Annotated in this window: 18 protein-coding genes; 16 read left to right on the top strand and 2 right to left on the bottom strand. The window is 72.1% G+C overall.

Annotation, left to right across the window (positions count from 1 at the left end):
* Positions 1 to 160: 160 nt before the first annotated feature.
* The 16 genes from OP04_RS05180 (at position 161) to OP04_RS05100 (ending at position 21,342) form a co-directional block, all read left to right on the top strand.
* Positions 161 to 1,516, top strand: coding sequence for a hypothetical protein (locus tag OP04_RS05180; protein ID WP_033338303.1), 1,356 nt, complete (start codon positions 161 to 163; stop codon positions 1,514 to 1,516).
* Positions 1,513 to 2,493 (top strand): glutamate ABC transporter substrate-binding protein, encoded by a 981-nt coding sequence (locus tag OP04_RS05175; RefSeq protein WP_033338302.1) that lies wholly within the window; start codon positions 1,513 to 1,515, stop codon positions 2,491 to 2,493. The genes OP04_RS05180 and OP04_RS05175 overlap by 4 nt, the downstream gene beginning before the upstream one ends.
* 3 nt (positions 2,494 to 2,496) lie before the next feature.
* Complete coding sequence (locus OP04_RS49170) at positions 2,497 to 3,750, top strand: hypothetical protein (protein ID WP_051797113.1); 1,254 nt, start codon at positions 2,497 to 2,499, stop codon at positions 3,748 to 3,750.
* A complete protein-coding gene (locus tag OP04_RS05165; protein ID WP_051797112.1) occupies positions 3,750 to 6,008 on the top strand; it encodes a serine/threonine-protein kinase in 2,259 nt (752 codons plus the stop codon). Before OP04_RS49170 ends, OP04_RS05165 begins: the two co-directional genes overlap by 1 nt.
* Complete coding sequence (locus tag OP04_RS05160; RefSeq protein ID WP_033338301.1) at positions 6,005 to 7,153, top strand: PP2C family protein-serine/threonine phosphatase; 1,149 nt, start codon at positions 6,005 to 6,007, stop codon at positions 7,151 to 7,153. Before OP04_RS05165 ends, OP04_RS05160 begins: the two co-directional genes overlap by 4 nt.
* A 13-nt stretch (positions 7,154 to 7,166) precedes the next feature.
* Complete coding sequence (locus OP04_RS05155) at positions 7,167 to 8,474, top strand: VWA domain-containing protein (protein WP_033338300.1); 1,308 nt, start codon at positions 7,167 to 7,169, stop codon at positions 8,472 to 8,474.
* A 2-nt stretch (positions 8,475 to 8,476) separates the two neighbouring features.
* Positions 8,477 to 9,367, top strand: coding sequence for an FHA domain-containing protein (locus OP04_RS52975; RefSeq protein WP_157239302.1), 891 nt, complete (start codon positions 8,477 to 8,479; stop codon positions 9,365 to 9,367).
* 752 nt (positions 9,368 to 10,119) lie between these two features.
* Positions 10,120 to 12,264 carry an Agd3-related carbohydrate-binding protein gene (locus OP04_RS05140; protein ID WP_232323484.1) on the top strand — a complete coding sequence of 715 codons (2,145 nt, stop codon included), beginning with the start codon at positions 10,120 to 10,122 and terminating at the stop codon, positions 12,262 to 12,264.
* Between the two features lie 28 nt (positions 12,265 to 12,292).
* On the top strand, positions 12,293 to 14,089 hold the full coding sequence (pelF, locus tag OP04_RS05135) for a GT4 family glycosyltransferase PelF (protein ID WP_232323483.1): 1,797 nt from the start codon (positions 12,293 to 12,295) through the stop codon (positions 14,087 to 14,089).
* On the top strand, positions 14,086 to 15,621 hold the full coding sequence (locus OP04_RS05130) for a hypothetical protein (protein WP_033338298.1): 1,536 nt from the start codon (positions 14,086 to 14,088) through the stop codon (positions 15,619 to 15,621). Before pelF ends, OP04_RS05130 begins: the two co-directional genes overlap by 4 nt.
* A 32-nt stretch (positions 15,622 to 15,653) precedes the next feature.
* Positions 15,654 to 16,391, top strand: a complete 738-nt coding sequence (locus tag OP04_RS05125; RefSeq protein WP_033338297.1) for a sugar phosphate nucleotidyltransferase — start codon at positions 15,654 to 15,656, stop codon at positions 16,389 to 16,391.
* On the top strand, positions 16,388 to 17,275 hold the full coding sequence (locus OP04_RS05120) for an NAD-dependent epimerase/dehydratase family protein (protein ID WP_033338296.1): 888 nt from the start codon (positions 16,388 to 16,390) through the stop codon (positions 17,273 to 17,275). The genes OP04_RS05125 and OP04_RS05120 overlap by 4 nt, the downstream gene beginning before the upstream one ends.
* Positions 17,272 to 18,345 (top strand): endo alpha-1,4 polygalactosaminidase, encoded by a 1,074-nt coding sequence (locus OP04_RS05115; protein WP_232323482.1) that lies wholly within the window; start codon positions 17,272 to 17,274, stop codon positions 18,343 to 18,345. Before OP04_RS05120 ends, OP04_RS05115 begins: the two co-directional genes overlap by 4 nt.
* Before the next feature lie 29 nt (positions 18,346 to 18,374).
* Entirely contained in the window at positions 18,375 to 19,685 is a 1,311-nt protein-coding gene (locus OP04_RS05110; protein ID WP_033338295.1) for a nucleotide sugar dehydrogenase, read from the top strand.
* A complete protein-coding gene (locus OP04_RS05105; RefSeq protein ID WP_033338294.1) occupies positions 19,682 to 20,653 on the top strand; it encodes an NAD-dependent epimerase/dehydratase family protein in 972 nt (323 codons plus the stop codon). Before OP04_RS05110 ends, OP04_RS05105 begins: the two co-directional genes overlap by 4 nt.
* A complete protein-coding gene (locus tag OP04_RS05100; protein WP_033338445.1) occupies positions 20,650 to 21,342 on the top strand; it encodes a hypothetical protein in 693 nt (230 codons plus the stop codon). The genes OP04_RS05105 and OP04_RS05100 overlap by 4 nt, the downstream gene beginning before the upstream one ends.
* Here OP04_RS05100 and OP04_RS05095 read toward each other — a convergent pair.
* Together OP04_RS05095 and OP04_RS05090 are read right to left on the bottom strand one after the other, a co-directional pair.
* A complete protein-coding gene (locus OP04_RS05095; protein ID WP_157239300.1) occupies positions 21,314 to 22,162 on the bottom strand; it encodes a hypothetical protein in 849 nt (282 codons plus the stop codon). The genes OP04_RS05100 and OP04_RS05095 overlap by 29 nt on opposite strands.
* Positions 22,159 to 22,824, bottom strand: a complete 666-nt coding sequence (locus OP04_RS05090) for a hypothetical protein (RefSeq protein WP_033338292.1) — start codon at positions 22,822 to 22,824, stop codon at positions 22,159 to 22,161. The genes OP04_RS05095 and OP04_RS05090 overlap by 4 nt, the downstream gene beginning before the upstream one ends.
* Positions 22,825 to 23,001: the final 177 nt, after the last annotated feature.

Below are 23,001 nucleotides of genomic sequence, written 5' to 3'. Positions count from 1 at the left end.
GCCACACCATCCGGGTCGAAACGTTCCTACACAAATTTAGCTCGCCTTTCGCCGAATCGAAAGACGATAGGGCGAAACGTTTCGCCCACCCCGTGACAACCAGTGGTTGACCGGTCCGTCTACCGTGAGACCCACAAGATCCGAGGTCGGAGGGGTGCCGATGGTGACCACCGAGAGCCCGGTGCGCACGGCGTCACCGGTGCCCGCGCCGGAGCGCTCCGCGGCCGTGGTCCACGCGCCGGCCGGCCGGGCGCCGACCGTCCGGGGGCGGCTCACCGCGAGCCTGCGCCACACGCCGGGCCGCCTCGCGCTGTGGATGACCGTGCTCGTCGCGCTCGCGCTGCTGGCCGGCGTCGCCGCGGTCACCGGCGTCCGGCAGCGGGCCGCACATCTCGACGCGCTCGCGGACCGCAACGGCCCGCTGACCGTCGCGTCGCTCGACCTGTACCGCGCGCTCTCCGACGCGGACGCGACCGCCGCGTCCGCGTTCCTGTCCGGCGGCCTCGAGCCGGCCGCGCTGCGCGACCGCTACCAGGCGGACATCGCGGAGTCCGGCCGCGCGCTGACCGTGCTCGGCGCCGGGCTCGACGGCGACGGCGCCCAGCACCTGGCCGTGCTCAACTCCCGGCTGCCGGTCTACACCGGGCTGATCGAGACCGCGCGCAGCCTGAACCGGCAGGGCCTGCCGGTCGGCGCCGCCTACCTGCGCGAGGCGAACGGCCTGATGCGCGCGGAGCTGCTGCCGGCCGCGCAGGGCGTCTACGACGCCGCTGCGGCGGACCTGCGGGACTCCCGCTCCGGCGGCGGCGCGGCCCCGTGGCTGGCCGTGCTGCTCTGCCTCGGCGTGATCGCGGCGCTGGTCGTGGTGCAGCGACGGCTGGCCGCGCTGACGAACCGGGTGTTCAACGCCGGCCTGCTGGTCGCGACCGGCGCGGCCGTGCTGCTCACGCTCTGGCTCGGCGTCTCCGCGGTCGCGGCCGGCGTCAGCCTGAACGCCGGTCGTGAGCAGGGCTCGGACCAGGTGGACCGGATGGCGCAGGTGCGCATCGACGCGCTGCAGGCCCGCACGGACGAGGCGCTGACGCTGGTGGCCCGCGGTGGCGGCGCCGCGTTCGAGACGCACTACGCGGAGACGCTGGACGGCATCACCCGGGACGGCGGCGCGCTGGACGAGATCCGCGCGCACGCGACCGGCGTGGACGACCCGCACCTCGCGGTCGTGGACCGGGCGGCCGACGCGTGGCTGGCCGCGCACCGGGACGTGCGCACCCGGGACGGCGGCGGCGACTACACCGGCGCGGTCGAGGTCACGCTGGGCGGCGCGGCCTCGGAGTTCGCCGCGTTCGACAGCGCGCTCGGCGCCGCGATCACGGCGGACAGCGACGTGTTCGCCGCCAGGGCCGACGACGCCGGTGGCGCGCTCCGCTTCGGCGACCTGGGCGCGGGCGCGCTCACCGCGGCCATGATCGCCGGCATCGTGATCGGTGTGCAGCGACGAAGGGCGGAGTACCGATGAACAAGCGCCTCGTGCTGGGCACGCTGCTGCTCACGGCCGTGCTGGCCGGCTGCGCCACCGGCGACGGCGGGCTGCCGGACGTGCGGGTCGGCGCCGGCGCACCGCTGCCGGTCGGCGCGCAGGACCCGGCGCCCAGCGCGTCCGCCGCGCCGGGCGCGGCGCAGAACTGCGACCCGCGTGCCAGCCTCCGCCCGCCCGCGTCGCTGCCGGCCGCGAACGGCATGCCGTCCGGTGGCACGCTGGCCGCGATCCAGGCGCGCGGCAAGCTGATCGCGGGCGTGGACCAGAACAGCTACCGCTTCGGGTTCCGCGATCCGCTCACCGGCGAGCTGTCCGGCTTCGACATCGACATCGCGAAGCAGGTCGCGAAGGCCATCTTCGGCGACGAGAACAAGATCCAGTACAAGACGGTCACGTCGGCGACCCGGATCGACGCGGTCCGCAACGGCGAGGTCGACCTGGTCGTCGAGACCATGACGATGAACTGTGAGCGCTGGCAGCAGGTCAGCTTCTCCAGTGAGTACTTCACGGCCGGCCAACGCGTGCTGGTGCACCGCGGGTCCGGCATCACCGGCATGGACGGCCTGGCCGGGAAGAAGGTGTGCGCGGCCGCGGGCAGCACGTCGATCCGGAACATCGCGGCGCACGCGGCCCGGCCGGTCCCGGTCGCGGTGGCCGGCTGGACCGACTGCCTGGTCATGCTGCAGCAGGGCCAGGTCGAGGCCGTCTCCACGGACGACAGCATCCTGGCCGGGCTGGCCGCGCAGGACCCGAACACCGAGGTGGTGGGCGACGCGTTCACGGTCGAGCCGTACGGCATCGCGATCCGGAAGGAGAACGCGGACCTGGTCCGGTTCGTCAACGGCGTGCTGGAGAACGTGCGCACGGACGGCACCTGGACGCGGCTGTACCGCACGTGGCTGACCGCGCTGAGCACGGACACGCCCACGCCGCCGCCCGCGAAGTACCAGGACTGACGCATGACCATGCCGCCGATGGGCCGGGACGAGGCCGACGCCGCGCTGGTCGGGCTCACGGCCGCGCACGACCGCATCTCCGCGGCCATGTACTGGCTGGACAACCACAAGGGCCTGGCCGCGCTGCGCCGTTCCGGGCTGACCGGCCGGACCGCGGCGACCGCGACCGAGACGCTGCACCGGGTCGGTGTGCTGTGGTCCCGGTTCGCCGCGCTCGGCACCGGCCTGGACCGGGCCCGCGAGGCGCGCGCGGCGGCCGGGAGCCGGCCGAACGCGGCCGAGCTGCGCACGCTCACCGCGATGCTGCGCGAGCCGTCCGTGCCGGTCGGCCCGGACGGCATGGTGCTCGACGGCGGCCCGCCCGTGCTGACGCTGCCCGCGCTCGCGAACGGCCTGGAGGAGCAGACCGCGCAGGTCCAGACCGTGTGCACGCAGGTCGAGGCCGCGCGCACCGCGATCTCCGAGCGCCTGGCGCCGCTGACCACCGCGCTGGACCGGGCGCGGGCCACCGCGTCCGGGCTGGGTGACAGCGGTGGCGCGGACTCCGGCCTGGCGGACGTGGAGGCGCGGCTGGCCGAGGAGCACCTGACCGCGCTCGCGGACCCGCTCGGCGGCGCCGGCAACGACTGGACGGCCGCGGCGAGGTTGCGCGAGCTGGCCGAGGAGGTCAACCGGATCGTCACCGGGCTGGCCGGGCTGGCGCGGCTGCGCGACGGCTTCCCGGAGCGGCTGGCCACGCTGGGGCGGGACGTGGACGGCGTCGCGGCCGCGGAGGAGCGTACCGCCGCCGTGTTCGCCACCGTGCACGAGAAGATCCTCAACCCGGGCCTGCCGGAGCCGCCGCACGCGGCCGGATCGCTGCGCGCGCACCTGCGCCAGATCGCGGAGATCCAGCGGGAGGGCCGCTGGCCCCGGCTCGGCACGGAGCTGGACGCGGCGGAGCGGGGCGCGGCCGCGGCGCTGGAGCGGGCCGGGCACCTGTACGAGGCCGCGGACGGGCTGCTGCGCCGGCGCACCGAGCTGCGCGGGCGGCTGGACGCGTACCGGGCGAAGGCGGCGCGGCTCGGGCTGATAGAGGACGGGCACGCGGCCACGCTGCACGAACAGGCGGAGACGCTGCTCTACACGTCGCCGTGCGATCTTCCGGCCGCGACCAGGGCCGTGATGGCGTACCAGCGGGCACTGTCCGGCGGCGGCCCCGAGCCGACCGCCATCCCGGCCTGGAACAACGAACCTCCTCGAGGGGAGCACCACTGATGAGCGCGTCCTGCCTGCGTCCGGGCTGTCCCGGCCACTACCTCCCGGACGGCTACTGCGACGAGTGCGGTCGCAAGGCGCCGGCCGGCGCGGTCCCGGAACCCGCCACGGGCGCACAACCATCACACACAGCCGCCGGGGGTACGAGAGGGTCCGCGCGGACCGGCAGCGGACGCACGCGCGGCTCGCGGTCCGGGCGGTCCGGGACCGGGCGGGGGCGGCTCGGCGCCGGCCTGGTCGAGATCCCGCGCGTGCCGCTGCGCGATCCGGCGACCGCGGTGATGACCGACCCGGTGGTCTCCGAGCCGAAGCGGTACTGCACCAGCTGCGACAAGCCGGTGGGCCGCGGGCGGGACGGGCGGCCGGGCCGCACCGAGGGCTTCTGCCCGCACTGCGGCACCGCGTTCTCGTTCCTGCCCCGGCTCGCGGCCGGGGACGTGGTGCACGACCGGTACGAGGTGCTGGGCGCGCTCGCGTACGGCGGCCTGGGCTGGATCTACCTGGCCCGGGACCGGAACGTCTCCGACTCGGTGTCCGACCGCTGGGTGGTGCTGAAGGGCCTGATCAACACGGCCGACCCGGACGCCGCGGCCGCGGCCGTGACGGAGCGCCGCTACCTGGTGGAGATCGACCACCCGAACATCGTCAAGATCCACGACTTCGTGCAGCACCCGGACGCGAAGACCGGCGAGCAGGTCGGCTACATCGTGATGGAGTACGTCGGCGGGCGCTCGCTGCGCGACCTGCTGGTGGACCGCCGCGAACGCACCGGTGAGGCCGGGATGCCGCTGGCCGAGGTGATCGCGTACGGCGTGGAGATCCTGCCCGCGCTGGACTACCTGCACGGCCGCGACCTGCTGTTCTGCGACTTCAAGCCGGACAACGTGATCCAGGCCGAGGAGCAGCTGAAACTCATCGACCTGGGCGCGGTGCGGCACCTGTCCGACGAGGAGTCCGCGATCTACGGCACGCCCGGCTACCAGGCGCCGGAGATCGCGGACGAGGGCCCGTCCGTCGCCTCCGACCTCTACACCGTGGGCCGCACGCTGGCCGTGATGGCGCTCGGCTCCAAGGGCTTCACCAGCACGTACGCGGACCGCCTGCCGACCCCGGACGAGGCGCCGCTGCTGGCGCTGCACGACTCGTTCCTGCGCGTGCTGCAGCGCGCCACCCACCGCGAGGCGGACCGGCGGTTCGCGTCCGCCGGCGAGTTCAGCGAGCAGCTGCTCGGCGTGCTGCGCGAGGTGCTGTCCGCCGCGGACGGGACGCCGCGGCCGAGCACGTCGCTACGGTTCACGCCGGAGCGGCGCACGTTCGGCACCGCGGCCGGCGAGGTGGTGGCCGGCGAGGGCGGCGTCGACCCGCGTGAGGTCGCGGCCGCGCTGCCCACACCGCTGGTCGACGTGCTGGACCCGGGCGCGGGCTTCCTCGCCTCGCTCGGCTCCGGCTCGCCGGCCGAGGTGGTCCGCGCGCTGACGGCGGCGCCGGTGACCAGCCCGGAGGTCGCGTTCCGGCTGGTCCGCGCGCACATCGACGCGGGCGACCTGGACACGGCCGCGGCGGACCTGGACGTGCTGGCCGAGGAGGACCCGCTGGACTGGCGGGTGGACTGGCACCGCGGGCTGGCCGCGCTGGCCGGCGGCGACACGGACGCGGCCCGGACCTCGTTCGAGTCGGTCTACCGGGAGCTGCCCGGCGAGCGCGCGGCCCGGCTGGCACTGGCGGCCGCGTGCGAGTGCGCGGGCGACACCGAGGCCGCGGCCGCGCACTACGCGCGCGTGTGGGCGGTCGACCGCGGGTTCCTCAGCGCCGCGTTCGGCCTGGCCCGGCTGCGGCTCGCGGGCGGTGACCGGGCCGGCGCGCTGACCGTGCTGGACCAGGTGCCGGAGAGCTCCGCGCAGTACCTGACCGCGCAGGTCGCGGCCACCCGGGCCGGGATCGCGGGCACGGCCGCGGGCGGCGGGCCGGTCGACGACCTGATCGGCGCGGCGCGACGGCTGGAGCGGCTGACGCTGGACACGGAACGGCAGTCCCGGCTCGCGGCCGAGCTGCTGGAGACCGCGCTCGCGTGGCTGGGCAGCGGGACGCCACCGGCGCGGGGCACGGATCAGATCCTGGGCAACGACCTGACCGAGCGCGGCGTGCGGTTCGGGCTGGAACGGACGTACCGGATGCTGGCCCAGCACGCGCACACGCGCGAGGAGCGGTGGGCGCTGGTCGACCGGGCCAACGCGGTGCGTCCCAGGACGCTGGTGTGAGCGCGGCCCTGGTCTGCCCCGAGCACGGCGAGGCCTTCGACGACGCGGTCTTCTGCGAGGTCTGCGGCCGCGACCTGCGCACCGGCGCGATGCCCGCCGCCCGCCCCGCCACCCCTCCCGTGATCGGGGCGTCCCCGAGGTCGTCAGAACCACGTGGGGGACGCCCCGATCACGCGAACGTGGACGCGCATGCGGGTGCGGGCGGACGTGCGGGCGGATCGCCTCGCACGGCCGTGTCGGGCGGGGACGGCGTACCCGTGAAGGATTGGGTTTCGGCTCGTGACGACCGTGGCGTGTGCGCCTCCTGCGGGGCCGTGGCAGACGCGGCCTCCGGGTGGTGCGGGGAGTGCGGGCGGCGGGTGACGGCCGCGAAGGACCGGGCGGAGCTGGAGCTGGACGGCGTCGCGGCCGTGACCGACCGGGCGAGACGGCGGCAGAACGAGGACGCGGTCGCGATCGGGCGCGCGCGGGACGCCGTGGTGGCCGTGGTCTGCGACGGGATCTCCTCGGCCCGGCGCGCGGACGCGGCCTCGACGGACGCGGCCGAGGCCGGTGTGACCGCGCTGCTGGAGGCGCTCCGGAGCGGCACCACGCCGTTCTCCGCGACCGCGCACGCGGCGTCGGTGGCGGCGAAGGCGGCCGCGGGCACCGGGCGGGCCGAGGACGGGGACGCGCCGCCGGGCTGCACCTACGTGTCCGCGGTCGTGGACGACGAGGGCGTGACCGTGGGCTGGATCGGCGACAGCCGCGCCTACTGGGTCGGCGCGGACGGCGACGCGCGGCAGCTGACCGTGGACGACTCGCTCGCGGCGATCCTGACGGCCGGGCTGCCGGCACCGGCCGGGCTGGAGGACGCGGACCCGGAGTCGCGCGCGCTGGTCCGCTGGCTCGGCGCGGACGCGGGCGAGGTGGAAGCGCAGATCACCCGGTTCCGGGCGGCGCGGCCCGGCCTGGTGGTCGTCTGCACGGACGGGCTCTCGCACTACCTGCCCACGGCCGCCGACCTGGCGTCCGCGGTGGGCAGGCACGACGGCGCCACGCCGCTGGCGCTGGCCCGCGCGCTGACCACGCTGGCGATCGACGCCGGCGGCCACGACAACATCGCGGTGGCGGTCCTGCCCGTCGCCGCACCCACCAACGCCTGAGAAGGAGCGTGTGATGGCCGACAGCAACACCGCCCAGCCGTCGTTCGAGGCGGAGGTGGACCAGAACGAGTACCTGCCCGAGGGCGGGCGGACGGTGGACGCGATCCTCACCGTGACCGCGACCGGCGGGCCGGTGGGCGGCGCGCTCACCGGCGTGAAGACCGCGCAGATCATCATCGTGGACATCTCCGGTTCGATGGCCGCGCCCGCGACCAAGATGACCGAGGCGAAGAAGGCCACGCAGACCGCGATCGACGCGCTGCCGGACGGCACGCCGTTCGCCGTGATCGCGGGCAACGGCGTGGCCACCATGGTGTACCCGCCGAAGCCGGGCACGGTCGTCGCGGACCGGCGCAACCGGGAGCAGGCCAAGCAGGCCGTGCACCTGCTGTGGGCCAACGGCGGCACCGCGATCGGCCGCTGGCTGGACCTGGCGAACTTCGTGTTCGCCGGTACGAAGGCGGACATCAAGCACGCGATCCTGCTCACCGACGGCGAGAACCAGCACGAGACGCGCGAGCAGCTGGAGAAGGTGCTGGACGCGTGCGAGGGCAAGTTCATCTGCGACGCGCGCGGCGTCGGGCACGGCTGGGTCGCGGAGGAGCTGCGGCTCATCTCGTCGAAGCTGCTCGGCACCGCGGACGGCCTGGAGAGCCCGTCGGAGCTGGCCGCCGCGTTCACCGCGATGGCCCAGGCCGCACAGGGCAAGACGGTCGCGGACGTGTCGCTGCGGCTGTGGACGCCGGCCAACTCCGTCATCCGGTCCGTGAAGCAGGTGTTCCCGCAGGTGGAGGATCTGACGGCGCGGCGGACCGAGGTCAGCGCGCGGATCGGCGAGTACCCGACCGGCGCGTGGGGCGCCGAGGGCCGCGACTACCACATCACGGTCGACGTGGAGCCGGACGCGGTCGGTGAGGAGGTGCTCGCGGGCCGGGTCAGCCTGGTCAGCAACGGGCAGGTGCTCACCGAGAAGCTGATCCTGGCGAAGTGGACGGACGACGAGGCACGCTCCACGAAGATCAACAAGCGGGTGGCGGCCTACACCGGGCAGGCGGAGCTGGCGTCCGTGATCCAGGAGGGCCTGAAGGCACGCGACGCCGGCGACGAGGAGACCGCGACCGCGAAGCTCGGGCGCGCGGTGCAGCTGGCCGAGGAGACCGGCCACACGGACACCGCGAAGCTGCTGGCCCGGGTGGTCGAGGTCGAGGACGCGAAGACCGGCACGGTACGGCTGAAGCGGCGCACGGCGGAAGAGAACACCGAGATCATCAACGTCCGGTCGACGAAGACGGTCCGGGTGCAGCGGCAGAAGGAGAGCTGACGATGGCGAGCTGCCCGAAGGGGCACGAGTCCGCGACGCTGGACTACTGCGACACGTGCGGGGCGCCGATGGGCGGGGCGGCCGGGTCGCGGGCATCGGCGTCCGGGGCGTCCGGGGCGCAGATGCCCGGTGCTCCCGCCTCCGGGGCGTCGATGGAGGTGACGCAGCCGGCTCCGTCCGCGGAGGCGGCGGTGCTGTGCCCGGTGTGCGCGACGCCGAAGACGGGGCGGTTCTGCGAGGAGGACGGGTACGACTTCCTGCTCGCGCCGCCGGTCGCGCCGGCTTCCACGCCAGCCGCGGCGGGTTCCGGGCCGGGCCCGGCGGGTTCCGGGCCCGGCCCGGCGGGTTCCGGGCCCGGCCCGGCGGGTTCCGGGCCCGGCCCGGCGGGTTCCGGGCCCGGCCCGGCGGGTGCGGATCCGGCCGTGGCGGCCGGACTGCCGACCTACGGCCCGCCGGCCGGGGACGTCACCGGGAGCGCCGGCGAGACCCGCCTCGAGGTCGTGGTCGGCCCGGACCGCGCCTACTTCGACGGCGTCATCGCGCAGGGCGGTGAGGACGCCGGTGGCATGGTCTTCCCGCGGTTCGCCGCGCAGCGCCGTTTCCCGCTGGCCGGCGAGCGCCTGCTGATCGGCCGGCGCAGCCGCTCGCGCGGCGTCCACCCGGACATCGACCTCGGGGACTCCCCGGAGGATCCGGGCGTCTCGCACACGCATGCACTGCTGATGAACGAGGGCGGGAAATGGTCCATCGTGGACCTCGGTTCCGCCAACGGGACCTATGTCAACGATCCGGCGAGTGCGGCGATCCCGGCGGAAACACCGGTGCCGGTGCGGCCCGGTGACCGTGTCTACCTTGGAGCGTGGACGTCGCTGACCGTGAGGGAAGCACAATAGCGCTCCCCCGGCCGCCCGGCAGCAATTGCCGGATATCTGACGACAGCTTTCTCCGCAATTGAACCCGCAATCCAAGATCGCTCTCCATTGGGCGTCTGTACGGCGAATTCCCGACAGTAGCCCTGATTCAACTTTGACAACCAACACCCGCCCGTTTTCCGCGGTTCCCGAGGTCAGGCCGGGTATCGCGGGAAACGGGCGTCCTGTTTGACGAATCAGCCCGATCCGCTCCACATGCGACGATCAGGACCGGTAGCGCCCGATTCGCGGACACCCCGCCGCCCCTGACCGAACGGTTGATGAGCACCTCCCCCATTGGGTTGAGCTTGCCGACCCGGACGGCCGGTTTCGTTACTCCTTGCGGCCGACGCGAACGCTCTGCGTAGCGATCTTTCATCGTTCGGCCGATACGGCCCCCTCGACGTTGTTGCACAACGCCCATGTCCGAGGTGTTAGGCCCCCGTTAAGCGCGGCGGCGGAAAACCCCACGTCAAGGCCGTGAACAGCCCTCACGTCCACCATGGAGCTGGATTGATCTCGATGGCTGCAAACGATTCCACAACGCGATTCTGCTAGCACTCCGGCCGTTCCGCGTCAATGTGCAAAACGCATTCTGACAGCGATCAAGGGGTGCTTGCGATCATTGCTAGCGTTCTCCATTGTTCTCGCCGGGCACCGCCGTCCCGGGCCCGGCCAGGCCGGACAGTCCTGGATGGACTCAACCACTCGGCTCCTCATCGGAGGTTCACCAGATGGTCCTCACCGGACCCGCGCGCCGCCACGCCGCGGCGCGAATCGCACTCGCCGGGGTGACCGCGCTCGCGGTCGTTCTCGGCGCACAGACAGCGGGCAGCGCGCAGCTCCCGGCAGCGCCGTCCCACCCCGGCGCCCAGCCGCCGTCCGTCGCCGGTTACGGCCAGGTCGACACGCCGGCCTTCCAGGTCCCCGGCCCGCTGCCGGTGCGGACCGGCAGCGTCCCCGTGGTCACGCCGAAGACGGCGAACAAGGCGTTCGCCGCGGACGCGGTCAACGACCAGGTCGCGGTGCGGGCGCTGATCATCGCCACGGACAGCGCGGACTTCGGCGTCGAGACGTGGAAGGCCACGCTCGACCGGGTCGGCGCCACCTATGACGTGCTGTACGCCGCGAGCACCCCGATCACCACGAACACGCTGGTCAACGGCGGCATCGGCAAGTACAACGCGATCCTGCTGACGAACAGCATGCTGCTGGTCCCGCAGGGCGCCAACTTCGTCTCCGCGCTGGACTCCACCGAGTGGAACATCCTCTGGTCGTACGAGCTGAACTTCGGCGTCCGCCAGGCCGCGCTCTACACCAGCTACGGCACCTGGCCGGAGAACTACTGCCTGAACGGCGTCAGCGAGACCAGCGTCGGCGACACGATCCTGCCCGCCACGCTGACCACCGCGGGCGCGGGCGTGTTCGACTACCTGAACCCGGCCGCCAGCGTCCCGATCCAGCAGTCCTACGTCTACAAGACCTCGGTCACGGCGAACTGCGGCGCGGAGAAGCTGCTGCAGGACGCGAGCGGCAACGCGCTCGCGGTGAAGGTGGTCGCCGGCGGCCGGGAGAAGATCGCGCTGACGTTCACGTCGAACGTCAACCTGATCCAGTCCGACCTGCTGGTCTACGGCCTGTTCGAGTGGACCACCAAGGGCCTGTTCTTCGGTGAGCGCAAGCACCACCTGAACGTGGACATCGACGACTGGTTCAACAGCGCCGACCACTACCACGACGACGGGACGATCGAGTACACGCCGGGCTTCTTCGTCAGCGGCCACGACACGATCAACCTGGCCGCGAAGCAGACCGCGCTGCGCAACGAGCACCCGAAGGCGTCGAACTTCACGTTCAACCTGGCCTACAACGGCGGTGACATCGACCCGTTCGCCGGCAGCGCCTGCGTGGACGGCGACGCCACCACGCTGACCTCGACCACGAAGTGCCTGAAGGACAGCTTCCGCTGGATCAACCACACGGTGAACCACCCGGAGCTCAACTTCACGAACTACAACGACTCGCTGGCCGAGATCCAGGGCAACCTGACCGCGGGCGCGGGCATCGGGCTGAGCGTGCCGGTGTCGATCCTGAAGACGCCGGAGTACTCCGGTCTCGGCGTCTACAACGACGACCCGGACAACGACACCGGGCCGCCCACGGACCACGGCCTGGCCGGCTCGAACCAGGCGTTCCTGGACGCGGCCGCGGCCGTCGGGGTCACGCACGTGCACGGCAACATGTCGTTCACCAGCCACAAGCCGACGAGCTTCAACACCAGCATCGTGCACCCGATGAAGAACTCGATCTCGATCGTGCCGGACTGGCCGACGAACATCGCGTACCACACCACCACGCCGTCCGAGGAGACACACTTCTACAACGCGTTCTACGGACCGGGCGGGCTGTTCCCGTACTGGCCGACGAACCGGACGTACCAGCAGATCCTCGACTACGAGGGCGGCGTGATCGGCTTCCAGCACGTGGCCACCGGCTCGATCTACTCGCACACGTTCCACATCGCGAACGTGCGGGAGTACGGCAACGGCAACACGCTGGTCACCGACTGGGTGGACGCGGTCGCGGACCGGTTCGACGCCACGTTCAACGTGCCGCTGATCAACTCGTCGTGGACCCAGATCGCGTCCTACACCGACGCCCGGAACAGCCACTTCAAGGCGCTGGCCGGCGCGACCGCGATCTACGACCGCGTCGCCGGGACCATCTCGGTCAGCTCCACCACGGCCGGCACGCTGCAGGTCGGCGGCGCGGCGGCCACGGTCACCGGCGCCACCACCTACGGCAGCGCGGTCACCGCGCCGGTCACGGTGGCGGCCAACGGCACGCCGGTCGTCATCGCCGCCGCGGCGCGGCTGTAAAGCACGGAACGGTAAAAGGGGGCCGCGGATGAGAGTCGCGCTGGTATCGGAAGGCACGTACCCGTACGCCATGGGTGGCGTCAGCGTCTGGTGCGAGCAGCTCATCCGCGGCATCCCCGACTACCGGTGGGAGGTCGTCGCGCTCACCGTCGACGGCACCGAGAAGCCGGCGTTCGCCTACCCGGAGAACCTGGACCGGGTGCACAGCATCCCGCTGTGGGGAGCGCGGCCCGAACGGCGGCGCTCCCTCGGCAAGGCCCTCGCGCCGGTACGCAGGCCCGGCGCCGGGTTCGTCGAGTCGTACGAGGTGTTCCTGCGCGCGCTGGTCACCCCGCTGGAGTCGACGCGCTCCGAGGAGGGCGCGGTCAACCGCAGCATGTTCCTGCTGGCGCTGCGCGGCATGTTCGAGTACGCCAGCGACGGCGGCGACCTGAGCGCGGCGCTGCTGTCCAACGACGCGCTGGACATGATGCTCGAGGCCTGGCACGTGCTGCGCGTGGACGACACCGCACCCGCGCCCACGGTCGCGGACGCGCTGGAGGCGGCCTGGCTCATCTCGCACATGATGCGCCCGCTGTCCGCGCCCCCGGTCAAGGCCGACATCGTGCACTCCTCGATGAACGGCCTGGCCACGCTGGTCGGCATGGCGTCGAAGTGGGCGTACGGCACGCCGATCGTCATGTCCGAGCACGGCATCTACCTGCGCGAGCGCTACATCGCCTACCTGCACGACGGCGCGCCGCACGCGGTCCGGGTGCTGGTGCTCAGCTTCTTCCGCTCGCTCGCGGGCGCGGCCTACCTGATCTCCGACGTGCTGGCGCCGCACTCGGCCTACAACCGGCGCTGGCAGCTGCACAACGGCGCGGACCCGGACCGCATGTGGACGATGTACAACGGCGTCGAGCCGGACGAGTTCCCGGCCGCGACCGGTGAGCCGGACGTGCCGACCATCTCGTTCATGGGCCGGGTCGACCCGCTCAAGGACCTGCACACGCTGATCCGCGCGTTCGCGCTGGTCCGCAAGGAGATACCGAACGCGCGGCTGCGGATCTTCGGCGGCACCCCGGTCGCGAACCGGATCTACCACCAGAGCTGCCAGGCGCTGATCGACGAGCTCGGGCTCAGTGACTGCGCCACGCTGGAGGGCCGGGTCGGCAACGCGGTCGAGGCGTACCACGCGGGCAACATCGTGGCGCTGACCAGCATCTCCGAGGGCTTCCCGTACACCGTGGTGGAGGCCATGGCCTGCGGGCGGCCCACGGTCTGCACGAACGTGGGCGGCGTCTCCGAGGCGGTCGACGAGACCGGCATCGTGGTCGCGCCGCGTGACTTCGCCGCGGTCGCGGAGGCCTGCGTGACGCTGCTGCAGGACAAGGAGCGGCGGCTGCGCCTCGGCGCGGCGGCCCGCGCGCGGGTGCTGGAGCACTTCACGCTGCGCCGCTCGCTGGAGGCGTACCGCAACGTCTACGAGGGCCTGGCCAAGCCGGCCGAGGACAGCGCGCCGCCGCGGCACCTGCGCGGGCAGGCCCAGGGCCGGGTCACGGTGCCGGAGAAGCGCACCCGTCCCGGCGTGGCGCCGATCCCGAGGCAACGGCCCCGCAAGGGGATGGCGGCAATTCCCAGACGCGATCCGGGGGTACGCCCGGCGTGGCCCCCGCTGCCGGCCGTGCCGGTCGCGTCCGTGGTCGACGAGGCCGTGGAGACGACCGGCAGCACCGACGCCACGATGGTGATCCGGCCGCTGCCGCTGCCCGCCTCCGACGAGACCACGGTGCTGCCGCGGATCACGGACGAGCCCACCGCCCAGGACGGTGAGGCGCGATGACGCTCGCCAGCGGCGTCGGGGACGCGGTCCCGAAGCGCAAGCGCAGACAGCAGGGCGGCGGCATCATGGCCGCGGCGCGCGCGGCCAGCGAGGATGCGGTCCCGGCCAGTGACATCACGGTCCTGCTACCCAAGATCTCCACCGACCCGATCGACGACCTGGTCGAGAAGGTACGCCCGAAGCTCGGCAAGGCGATCGACGCGCTGCAGGTCGCCGCGCTGCTGGAGTCCGACGGGCACACCGACCGCGCCGCCCGCGTGGAGTACGGCTACACCGACGTGTTCGCGCTGGCCATCGAGGTCTACCGGCGGATGGGCCCGCCCTCGCCGGTCACGCCGGACGAGCCGGTCAACCGCGCCGTGCTCACCCAGGGCCGTAAGGACGCGCTGCGGATCCTGTCGCACGGGCCGCTCTACGTGCTGCCGTCCGCCGCGTTCCCGGCCGTGCTGGCCATGGTCGGGCTGCGTGCGCTGGTCATCGGCCTGGTCGCGGCCGGCACGCTCGGCTGGGTGCTGTCCGGGACGGCGGCGCACGCGGCGTACCGCATGCTGGGTCTGGGTCGTGATCGTTCCGCGGCCCGGCTGCTGTTCTGGTCGTCGATCGCCGGGCTGCCGCTCGGCCTGCTCCTCGGCGTGATCGTGGTCCTCGGCCGGGGCGGCGGACCGGCGCTGGCCGCGATGATGGCCGGTCAGCTCGCCTATCAGATGGCCTCCACGCTGCTGGTCTTCTACAAGCGCGAGCTGTGGCTGGGGCTGTCCATGGTCCCGGCGTTCGTGGTCGGCGCGCTCTACCTGGTCGTCGGCGGCCCCGGGCTGCGGCTCGCGTCGGTCGCGGTGACCGTGCTCGGGGTGGCGGCCGCGTTCGCGTTCGGGCTGATGGCGACCACCCGTCGCGAGGACGAGGAAGCGAAACCGGAGCCGCCGCTGACGGCCTCGCTGCGGCCGGAACGGTCCGCGCTGATCGGCGTCACCGGCTACGGCCTGGCCTCGGCCGCGCTGCTGTTCCACGCGGAGGCGCCCTACCTGCTCGGACGTCTGGACATCGCGATCGCGGCCGTGCCGCTGGTGCTGTCCATGGGCTTCGTGGAGTGGCGGGCCAACGCGTTCTGGGGTGAGACCGTGGCGCTCACCCGCCGCGTGCGCCGCCCCGCGGACTTCGTCGCCGGCGTGTGGCGGTCGATCGGGCGCGAGGTGCTGTCCTGCCTCGCCGCGCCGACCGTGCTCGCGCTGGTGCTGCTGATCGGTCTCCAACTGGCCGGGCTGCTCACCGTGGCCGGGGCCGTGATGACGGCCGCGCACGTGACGCTGGCCGGCGCCTACTACCTGGCATTCCTGCTGGCCGGACGCGGACGTTTCGGCTGGCTCTGCGTGACCATGACCGTCGCCGTCGCGCTGCACCTGGCGCCCGCGGCGCTGCTCTCGGCCGGCCCGGTCCTGGACACCTCGCTCTACCTGGGCAGCGTCCTCACGCTGCTCGGACTGTTCGCCGCAGGCCTGGTCCCGGTCATCGGGCAGGCCCGGCACTACCGGTAAGTCGTAGCTCAACCGACCGTGGGGAGGTACGGATGCACGCGGTGATCCTCGCCGGGGGCAAGGGTGTGCGGCTTCGGCCGTACACGACGGCCCTGCCGAAGCCCCTGATGCCCATCGGGGACAGCCACTCGATCCTGCAGATCGTGCTGGATCAGCTCTCGTCGTGCGGGTTCACCTCGGTGACCCTCGCGATCAACCATCTCGGCCCGCTCATCCGGGCCTTCGTCGGCGACGGCAGCGCGTGGGGGTTGTCGATCGACTACGTGGAGGAGGACAAGCCGCTCAGCACGGTCGGACCGCTGTTCGGGCTGAAGGACAGCCTGCCGGACGAGTTCCTGGTGATGAACGGCGACATCCTCACCGACCTGCACTACGGGGACCTGCTGCGCACGCACGCGGTCTCCGGCGCGAAGCTGACCGTGGCCACGTCCGAGCGGGTGCACCGGATCGACTTCGGCGTGCTCGACGTGGCGGACGGGCGGATCACCGGGTTCCGGGAGAAGCCGTCGCTGACGTACGCGGTGAGCATGGGCGTCTACGGCATGTCCCGCAAGGCGCTCGCACCGTACCCGCCGGGGCTGCCGTTCGGCTTCGACCAGCTCGTGCTGGACCTGCTGGACAAGGGCGAGCACGCGGCCACCTATCCGTTCGAGGGCTTCTGGCTCGACATCGGGCGGCCGGAGGACTACGACGAGGCCAACCGCAACTTCGCGGAGCTGAAGCCGATCCTGCTGCGCGAGTCCGTGCCGGTCGTCGGGGAGCCGGTGTGACCAGAGTGCTCCTGTTCGGGGCGTCCGGATTCATCGGTACCTATGTGCGGTCCGCGCTCGCGGCCGATCCGCGCGTCGGCGAGGTGCTCGCACCCGGTCGTGCCCAGCACGACCTGGTCGCGGGCGACGTCGACGCGCTGACCGCGTTGCTGCGCCGGACCGCGCCGGATGCGATCGTCGCCTGCGTGGGCGCGCTCGGCGGCACCGCCACCGAGCTGCTCGAGGCGAACGCGCTGGTCGCGTCCAAACTCCTGGAGGCGACCGCGGCGGCGGCGCCCCGGGCACGGCTGGTGCGGATGGGCTCGGCCGGCGAGTACGGCGTGACCGAGCCCGGCCGGTCCGTGCACGAGGACGACCCGCTGATGCCGGTCGGCGCCTACGGCGTCAGCCACGTGGCCGGGACCAGGCTGTTCGCGATCGCGGACGGGCTGGACGCGGTGTCGCTGCGCGTGTTCAACCCGATCGGGCCCGGCATGAGCGAGGAGACGCTGCTCGGCCGCGCCGCCGCGCGCATCCGGGCCGCGCTCGCCGCCGGGGAGGACGAGGTCCAGCTCGGGCCGCTCGGCGCACACCGGGACTTCGTGGACGTGCGGGACCTGGCCGCGCTGATCGGCACCGTGGTCCTGGCCCCGGACGTACCGAGCCGGGTCTACAACGCGGGCAGCGGGCGGGCGGTGGCCGCACGGGACGCGGTCGCGCTGCTGGCGGCGCAGGCCGGGTGGACCGGCACGATCCGGGAGGCGGGCTCCGGCCCGTCCCGGTCGGCGGCGGTGAGCTGGATCCGCGCGGATGTGACGCGCGCACGTGACGAGCTGGGATGGACACCGGTGCGGGAGCTGGAAACGACGATCAAGGACGTCTGGAACGCCGGGGAGCGCCGGTGAACCAGGCATGGTGGCGCCGGCGCTGGTGGATCCCGGTCACGGCCGTGGTCCTGGTGCTGATCGTGGCCGGGGTGTGGGGACTCTTTGCCGGGGGTTCCCGCACGTCCCCGGTGGATCCGGGAGAGGAGCCGCCGCTTGCGGGCGGGCCGTCGGCGTCCGCGGACGCCTCGCCGGGAGCGTCGCCGTCCGGCTCGGCCTCGGCGTCGCCCTCGGCCTCCGGTTCTGCCGCACCGTCGCCCGCTGCGCCCCCTGAACCCGGACAAATCACGACATGGGCGTACCAGCTGCAGGACTACCCGGCCGACGGGCTGAAGGAACTGGCCGCCGGGCCGTACCAACTCGTGGTTGTTGATCTTGCTCGTGACGCGCACAGCGACTTCTTCCGGGCGGACGAGATCGGGGCGGTGCGGCAGACCGGGAAACGGGTGCTGTCCTACTTCGAGATCGGCAGCCTGGAGGACTTCCGGCCGGAGTACCCCGGCCTGCGCAAGGACGCCCCCGAGATCTTCGCGAACGAGTGGGGCGACTGGCCGGGTGAATATTTCGTCCGATACTGGGATCCGCGCTGGTGGGAGCGCGTGATCCAGGGCCGGGTGGACCAGGCCATCGCGGCCGGGTTCGACGGCGTCTACCTGGACACCCCGCTCGCCTACGAGGAGATCGACCTCGGCGCGGCGCAGGGGAAGGACCGGGACGCGCTCGGCCTGGAGATGACGAACCTGATCGTCAAGATCAGCCAGTACGCGAAGGCGAGGAAGCCCGGCTTCCTGATCGTCCCGCAGAACTCACCGGAGCTGCGCGAGCACCCCGGATACACGGCCGCCATCGACGGGATCGCGATGGAGGAGCTGTTCTACCTGGCCACCGACGAAGCCTGCACCGAGGACTGGTGCACGGAGAACCTGGACAACACCCGGGCACTGCGCGACGCGGGCAAGTTCGTGCTCGCCGTCGACTACGCGGTCCGCAAGGACGCGGTGAACACCGCGTGCCGCCGGTACCGGGACGAGCGCTTCGCCGGCACGGTCACCGTCCGCGATCTCGACCGGCCCGCCGCGATCTGCGGCTGACCGTTCACATCCGAGAGGAGCACAGCGCAATGCCAAGCAAGATCGGGGTCGTGGGCCTCGGCTACGTCGGCCTCACCCTCACCGCCGCCCTGGCCGAGAAGGGCTTCACCGTGTACGGCGCGGACGTGTCGCCGGCGATCCTGGACTCGCTGTCCCGCGGCCGCCCGCACATCTTCGAGCCGGGCATCGAGGAGATCTTCGCCAACCGGATCGGGACGGACATCCACGTCGCCACGGAACTGCCGTCCGACGTCGAGGTGGCCGTGATCAGCGTGTCCACGCCGGTAGACGACATCACCCGCCGGCCGAACCTGGCGAACCTGGCCTCGGCCGCCCGCGCGGTGGCCGCCACCTGCGCGCCGGGCACGCTGGTCGTGGTGCGCAGCACCGTGCCGGTCGGCACGTCGCGCAACGTGGTGCTGCCGGAGCTGCGGGCCGCGTGGGGCGACGACGTCAAGCTGGTGATGGCGCCGGAGCGGACCATCCAGGGCCAGGCGCTGCGCGAGCTGGTGGAGTTGCCGCAGGTGATCGGTGGTCTGGACGCTATCAGTCTGGAGGCCGGCGTGGAGTTCTTCTCCGGGCTGGCGCACACGATCCAGACGGTCAGCTCGCTGGAGACGGCGGAGCTGGTCAAGCTGACCAACAACTGCCACACCGACCTGATCTACTCGTTCGGCAACGAGGTCGCGCTAATCGCGGAACGGCACGGGCTGGACCCGCTGGAGGTCATCCGCGCGACGAACGTGGACTACCCACGGCCGGACATCGCCAAGCCGGGCTACGTCGGCGGCGGATGCCTGTCGAAGGACCCGTACATCCTGATCGACTCCGCGGGCGACCGGCCGCCGTTCCTGGTGGGCAAGGCACGCGAACTCAACGAGTACCTGCCGATCCACGTGGGCGAGACGATCGTCAAGATGCTCAAGGAGGCGCGGGGGCGCAGCCTGGGGGCGAGACTGGCGGTGCTGGGCTGGGCGTACAAGGGCTGGCCGGCCACGGACGACATGCGCGGCACGCCGATCGCGACCATGATGCGGGTGTTCTCGGCCGCGGGGATCACCGTGATCGGGCACGACCCGCTGGTCAGCGACGACGTGATCCGGCAGTACGGCGGTGAGCCGGTGTCGCTGGACAAGGCGTTCTCGGACGCGGACGCGGTGCTGATCATCAACGACCACCCGGACTACCGGGCGATTCAGATTCCCTCGATCCTCGGGGGCGCCAAGCCGGCGTTCATCTACGACTCGTGGCGGGTGCTGGACGAGGCCGCGGTGCACGAGGCGGGCATCCGGTACGCGGGCCTCGGCTACCTGCCTACTTCTGAGACGGTGCCGGCATGAGGGCGCTTCTGCTCGGCGGTGCCGGGTTCATCGGACTGCACCTGGCACGGCGGCTGGTGCGTGACGGCCACTCCGTGACGATCGTGGACGACTTCTCGCGGGGACGGGACGATGCGTTCCTCTCCGACGTGCGGTCGTCTCCGCAGGTCGACGTCGTTTCGGGTGATTTGACCGACCCCGCCGTCTGGGCCGCGCTGCCCGCCTCTGGGTGGGACCAGATCTACCTGCTCGCGGCCGTGGTCGGCGTGCGCAACGTGGAGAACGACCCGGCCAGAGTCGTGCGGGTCAACACGCTCTCCGCGATGCACCTGCTCGACTGGGTGGCGCCGGGGTCGCGGGTGTTCTTCGCGTCGACCAGCGAGGTCTACGCCGGCGGCGTCGACGCGGGGATCGTGCCGGTGCCGACGCCGGAGAACATTCCCGCGCAGATCTCGGACGTGACGGCGCCGCGCTTCGCGTACGCGGTGAGCAAGCTGCTGGGCGAGGCGGCGTTCATCCACACGTCGCGCGCGCGGGGTTTCGATGCCGTGGTCGGCCGTTTCCACAACGTCTACGGCCCCCGGATGGGCGCCGATCACGTCATTCCGGAAATGTCGCTCAGGGCGCTGTCCGGCACCGAGCCGTTCGCGGTGCCGGGCGCGGACCAGTTCCGCGCCTTCTGCCACGTGGACGACGCGGTGTCCGCGATCCTGCTCCTGATGTCCTCCCCCGAGGCCTCCGGACAGATCGTGCACATCGGCAACGACCGCGAGGAGACCAACATCGGCGACCTCGCCAAACTCGTCCTCCGCGTCGCCGGCGTCTCCGCCACACTCGCCCCGTCCGACGCTCCCCCCGGCTCCGTCGCCCGCCGCTGCCCCGATCTGACACTGCTCAGATCATTGACGGGGTACGAGCCGACCGTGCCCCTGGAGGAGGGCGTCCGCACCACGTTCGCGTGGTACAAGGAGCACGGGTGGCCCAGATGAGCAAGGGCCCGATCTGCTTCTACTACGGCAACGGCAAACTGATCGAACTCGCCGAATATCCGCGCGTGGTGCTGCAGCCCGACTTCTACAAGCCCGCCGAGCTCACGTACCTGGCCGACCAGGGCGTCCAGACCCTCGGCTACCTGTCACTGTCCGAGGACACCGGCCCGCCCGCCCCGTGGCAGCGTCAGGAACGCAACCCCGACTGGGGCGGCGCGTTCGTCCACGTCGGCCATCCGCTGTGGGTCGAGCACGTCGTCGGACAGGCGAAGGCCGCGATCGCCCAGGGCTTCCACGGCCTGTTCCTCGACACCCTCAACGTCGAGCTGACCTACCCGGAGGACGTCCCTCACCTCCTGACCCTGGTCGGCGCGATCCGCGAGGAGGCCGCCCCCGCCTACCTCCTGGCCAACCGCGGCTTCGGCATGCTCCCCCGCCTCGCCGAAATCGTCGACGGCGTCGTCTTCGAGTCGTTCTCGGCCCGCTGGACCGAGGAGGGTTACGCGCCGTGGCCGGCGGACACGCTGGAGTTCCACGCCCAGATCGCGGAGCAACTGCTCCAGCTGGAGTTGGATCTGATCGCGCTGGATTACGCGGACACGCCCGGCCTGACGGACTTCGCCATCCGGCGGGCGCGCCAGTTCGGCATGCAGTGCGTGGTCAGCGATCGGGCTCTGGGTCGCGTCTGACCGGGGCCGCCGGGGCCGGGTCTTCCAGACCTGGTCCCGGCGCTTCCGGCGCTTCCGGCGCTCCGGGTGACGGTGCAGCTCCGGGTGACGGTGCACCAGTCGCGACCAGGACGGCCGCGACCGTCAGATGCACGGCCCACCCCACTGCCAGCGCCCAGACGGTCCCCAGCGGCGCGGCCAGACGGAAGGCGGCGAGGAACGCCACCAGCGCTAGTGCCGCGCGGGCGAACTGCCGGGTGAACGCGGGCAGCGTCCGGCGGGTCTCCACCGCCACCAGCACGCCCGAGTACGGAAACGTGACCACGAACGCCTGCAGCACCCCGGCCAGCGGCGCGATGAGCAACGCCGCGCCAACGACCAGCGCCGCGTTCGCGAGACTCGGCCGCCGCGGCGCCTCCTTCGCCTCCGGCGACGCCCGGCGCGGTCCCACGACCAGCGGCTGGCGCGGTGCCATGAACGGCGGCCGGCGAAGTCCCACGACCGCCCACAGTGCGCACACCGCGGCCAGCACCGGCAGGAACGGCAGCCGACCGAGCCCGGTCAACGGCCAGGCGATCAGCAGGTACGCACCGATCGCGCCGACGTCGGCCAGCAGGATGTACGCGCCGCACCGATGATGCAGCAGCGTCACCACCGCGAAGAACCCGACCAGCAGCACCACCCCGAGCAGGTGCCGGGCGTCGACCGGCGCCCCGGACGCCAGCAACGCCAACGTCATCGGGATCGGCAGACTGTAGACCGCCGCCTTCAACCGCACCGACGGAATCAGCCGCACCACCAGGACCACGGCCGCGATCAGCAGCGCCGACACGAACGTCACCGGGCTGCGCGCCCGCGCCGCACACACTGATCGGCGAGCTCATGCAAGCGGATCACCTCCTTGGGGCGGTGATGAAAGATGTCCCGCCGGATCCGGCCGAACGGTCCCATCTCCCCCTCCCACGCATAGCTTTCGTCCCATACCACCAGGTTGACGTGCAACTCCTCCGGAACGGCAGCCCGGTCCAGGACCAGGACGTCGACGCCGGCGGTCCGTTGTTCCGCCAGAATCGTCAGCAGGCCGGGATCGGTCCGGTCCGTGGCGATGAAGACCCTGATGATCTCCACGCCTCTGGCGAGTGCCTGGAGGTTCGCCTCCCAGTAGGCACCACCCACCGGCGATTCCCACCACTCCGGGCCGAACTCGGCGATGTTCGTGACCGCACGCATCCGCCGCCTGCAGTGGACGGTCCGCACCACGAACGGGCGGCTGTCGCCGGCGGTGAAGCACACCCGGCCGTGCAGAATGTCTTCCAGGTCGTCGTTCAGGTGCCGGTACACCGCGGCGATATCGGACCGCACGATCGGGTCCGGGTCCCGCTTCACGATCTCAGCGGTCAGCGCCATGGCACGCAGCCACTCGGACGTCATGTCGTCCTCCGGCCCCGCTTCAGCCATGAATGCCAGGAGCACGCGGAACAGATCGGTGGGCTTGTCGGTCACGCCGCAAGCTTAGGCAACCCGAGGCGACGAACTCACTACCCCGGGTGACACCCTCTGGGTCTATTGACACCGTGAAAACATCCCGCCGGAATTCAACATCCCGAAACTTCCATCGGCGCCTATTCCGCGACTCGACCGATCAGGCGTGCGTGAATAGCGGAACAGGGTCACCCGTTC

The sequence above is a fragment of the Catenuloplanes japonicus genome, from assembly GCF_000717135.1.
In the GTDB taxonomy this organism is placed as follows: domain Bacteria; phylum Actinomycetota; class Actinomycetes; order Mycobacteriales; family Micromonosporaceae; genus Catenuloplanes; species Catenuloplanes japonicus.
Note: the sequence above shows the minus strand (reverse complement) of the source record. Positions and strands in the feature narration are given on the sequence as shown.

Bases quoted from the DNA above. Each gene is read 5' to 3' on its own strand.
- OP04_RS05110 (WP_033338295.1), top strand. From the start codon at position 18,375: ATGCCAAGCAAGATCGGGGTCGTGGGCCTCGGCTACGTCGGCCTCACC.
- OP04_RS05175 (WP_033338302.1), top strand. From the start codon at position 1,513: ATGAACAAGCGCCTCGTGCTGGGCACGCTGCTGCTCACGGCCGTGCTG.
- pelF (WP_232323483.1), top strand. From the start codon at position 12,293: ATGAGAGTCGCGCTGGTATCGGAAGGCACGTACCCGTACGCCATGGGT.
- OP04_RS05125 (WP_033338297.1), top strand. From the start codon at position 15,654: ATGCACGCGGTGATCCTCGCCGGGGGCAAGGGTGTGCGGCTTCGGCCG.
- OP04_RS49170 (WP_051797113.1), top strand. From the start codon at position 2,497: ATGACCATGCCGCCGATGGGCCGGGACGAGGCCGACGCCGCGCTGGTC.
- OP04_RS05165 (WP_051797112.1), top strand. From the start codon at position 3,750: ATGAGCGCGTCCTGCCTGCGTCCGGGCTGTCCCGGCCACTACCTCCCG.
- OP04_RS05155 (WP_033338300.1), top strand. From the start codon at position 7,167: ATGGCCGACAGCAACACCGCCCAGCCGTCGTTCGAGGCGGAGGTGGAC.
- OP04_RS05100 (WP_033338445.1), top strand. From the start codon at position 20,650: ATGAGCAAGGGCCCGATCTGCTTCTACTACGGCAACGGCAAACTGATC.
- OP04_RS05180 (WP_033338303.1), top strand. From the start codon at position 161: ATGGTGACCACCGAGAGCCCGGTGCGCACGGCGTCACCGGTGCCCGCG.
- OP04_RS52975 (WP_157239302.1), top strand. From the start codon at position 8,477: ATGGCGAGCTGCCCGAAGGGGCACGAGTCCGCGACGCTGGACTACTGC.
- OP04_RS05130 (WP_033338298.1), top strand. From the start codon at position 14,086: ATGACGCTCGCCAGCGGCGTCGGGGACGCGGTCCCGAAGCGCAAGCGC.
- OP04_RS05140 (WP_232323484.1), top strand. From the start codon at position 10,120: ATGGTCCTCACCGGACCCGCGCGCCGCCACGCCGCGGCGCGAATCGCA.
- OP04_RS05105 (WP_033338294.1), top strand. From the start codon at position 19,682: ATGAGGGCGCTTCTGCTCGGCGGTGCCGGGTTCATCGGACTGCACCTG.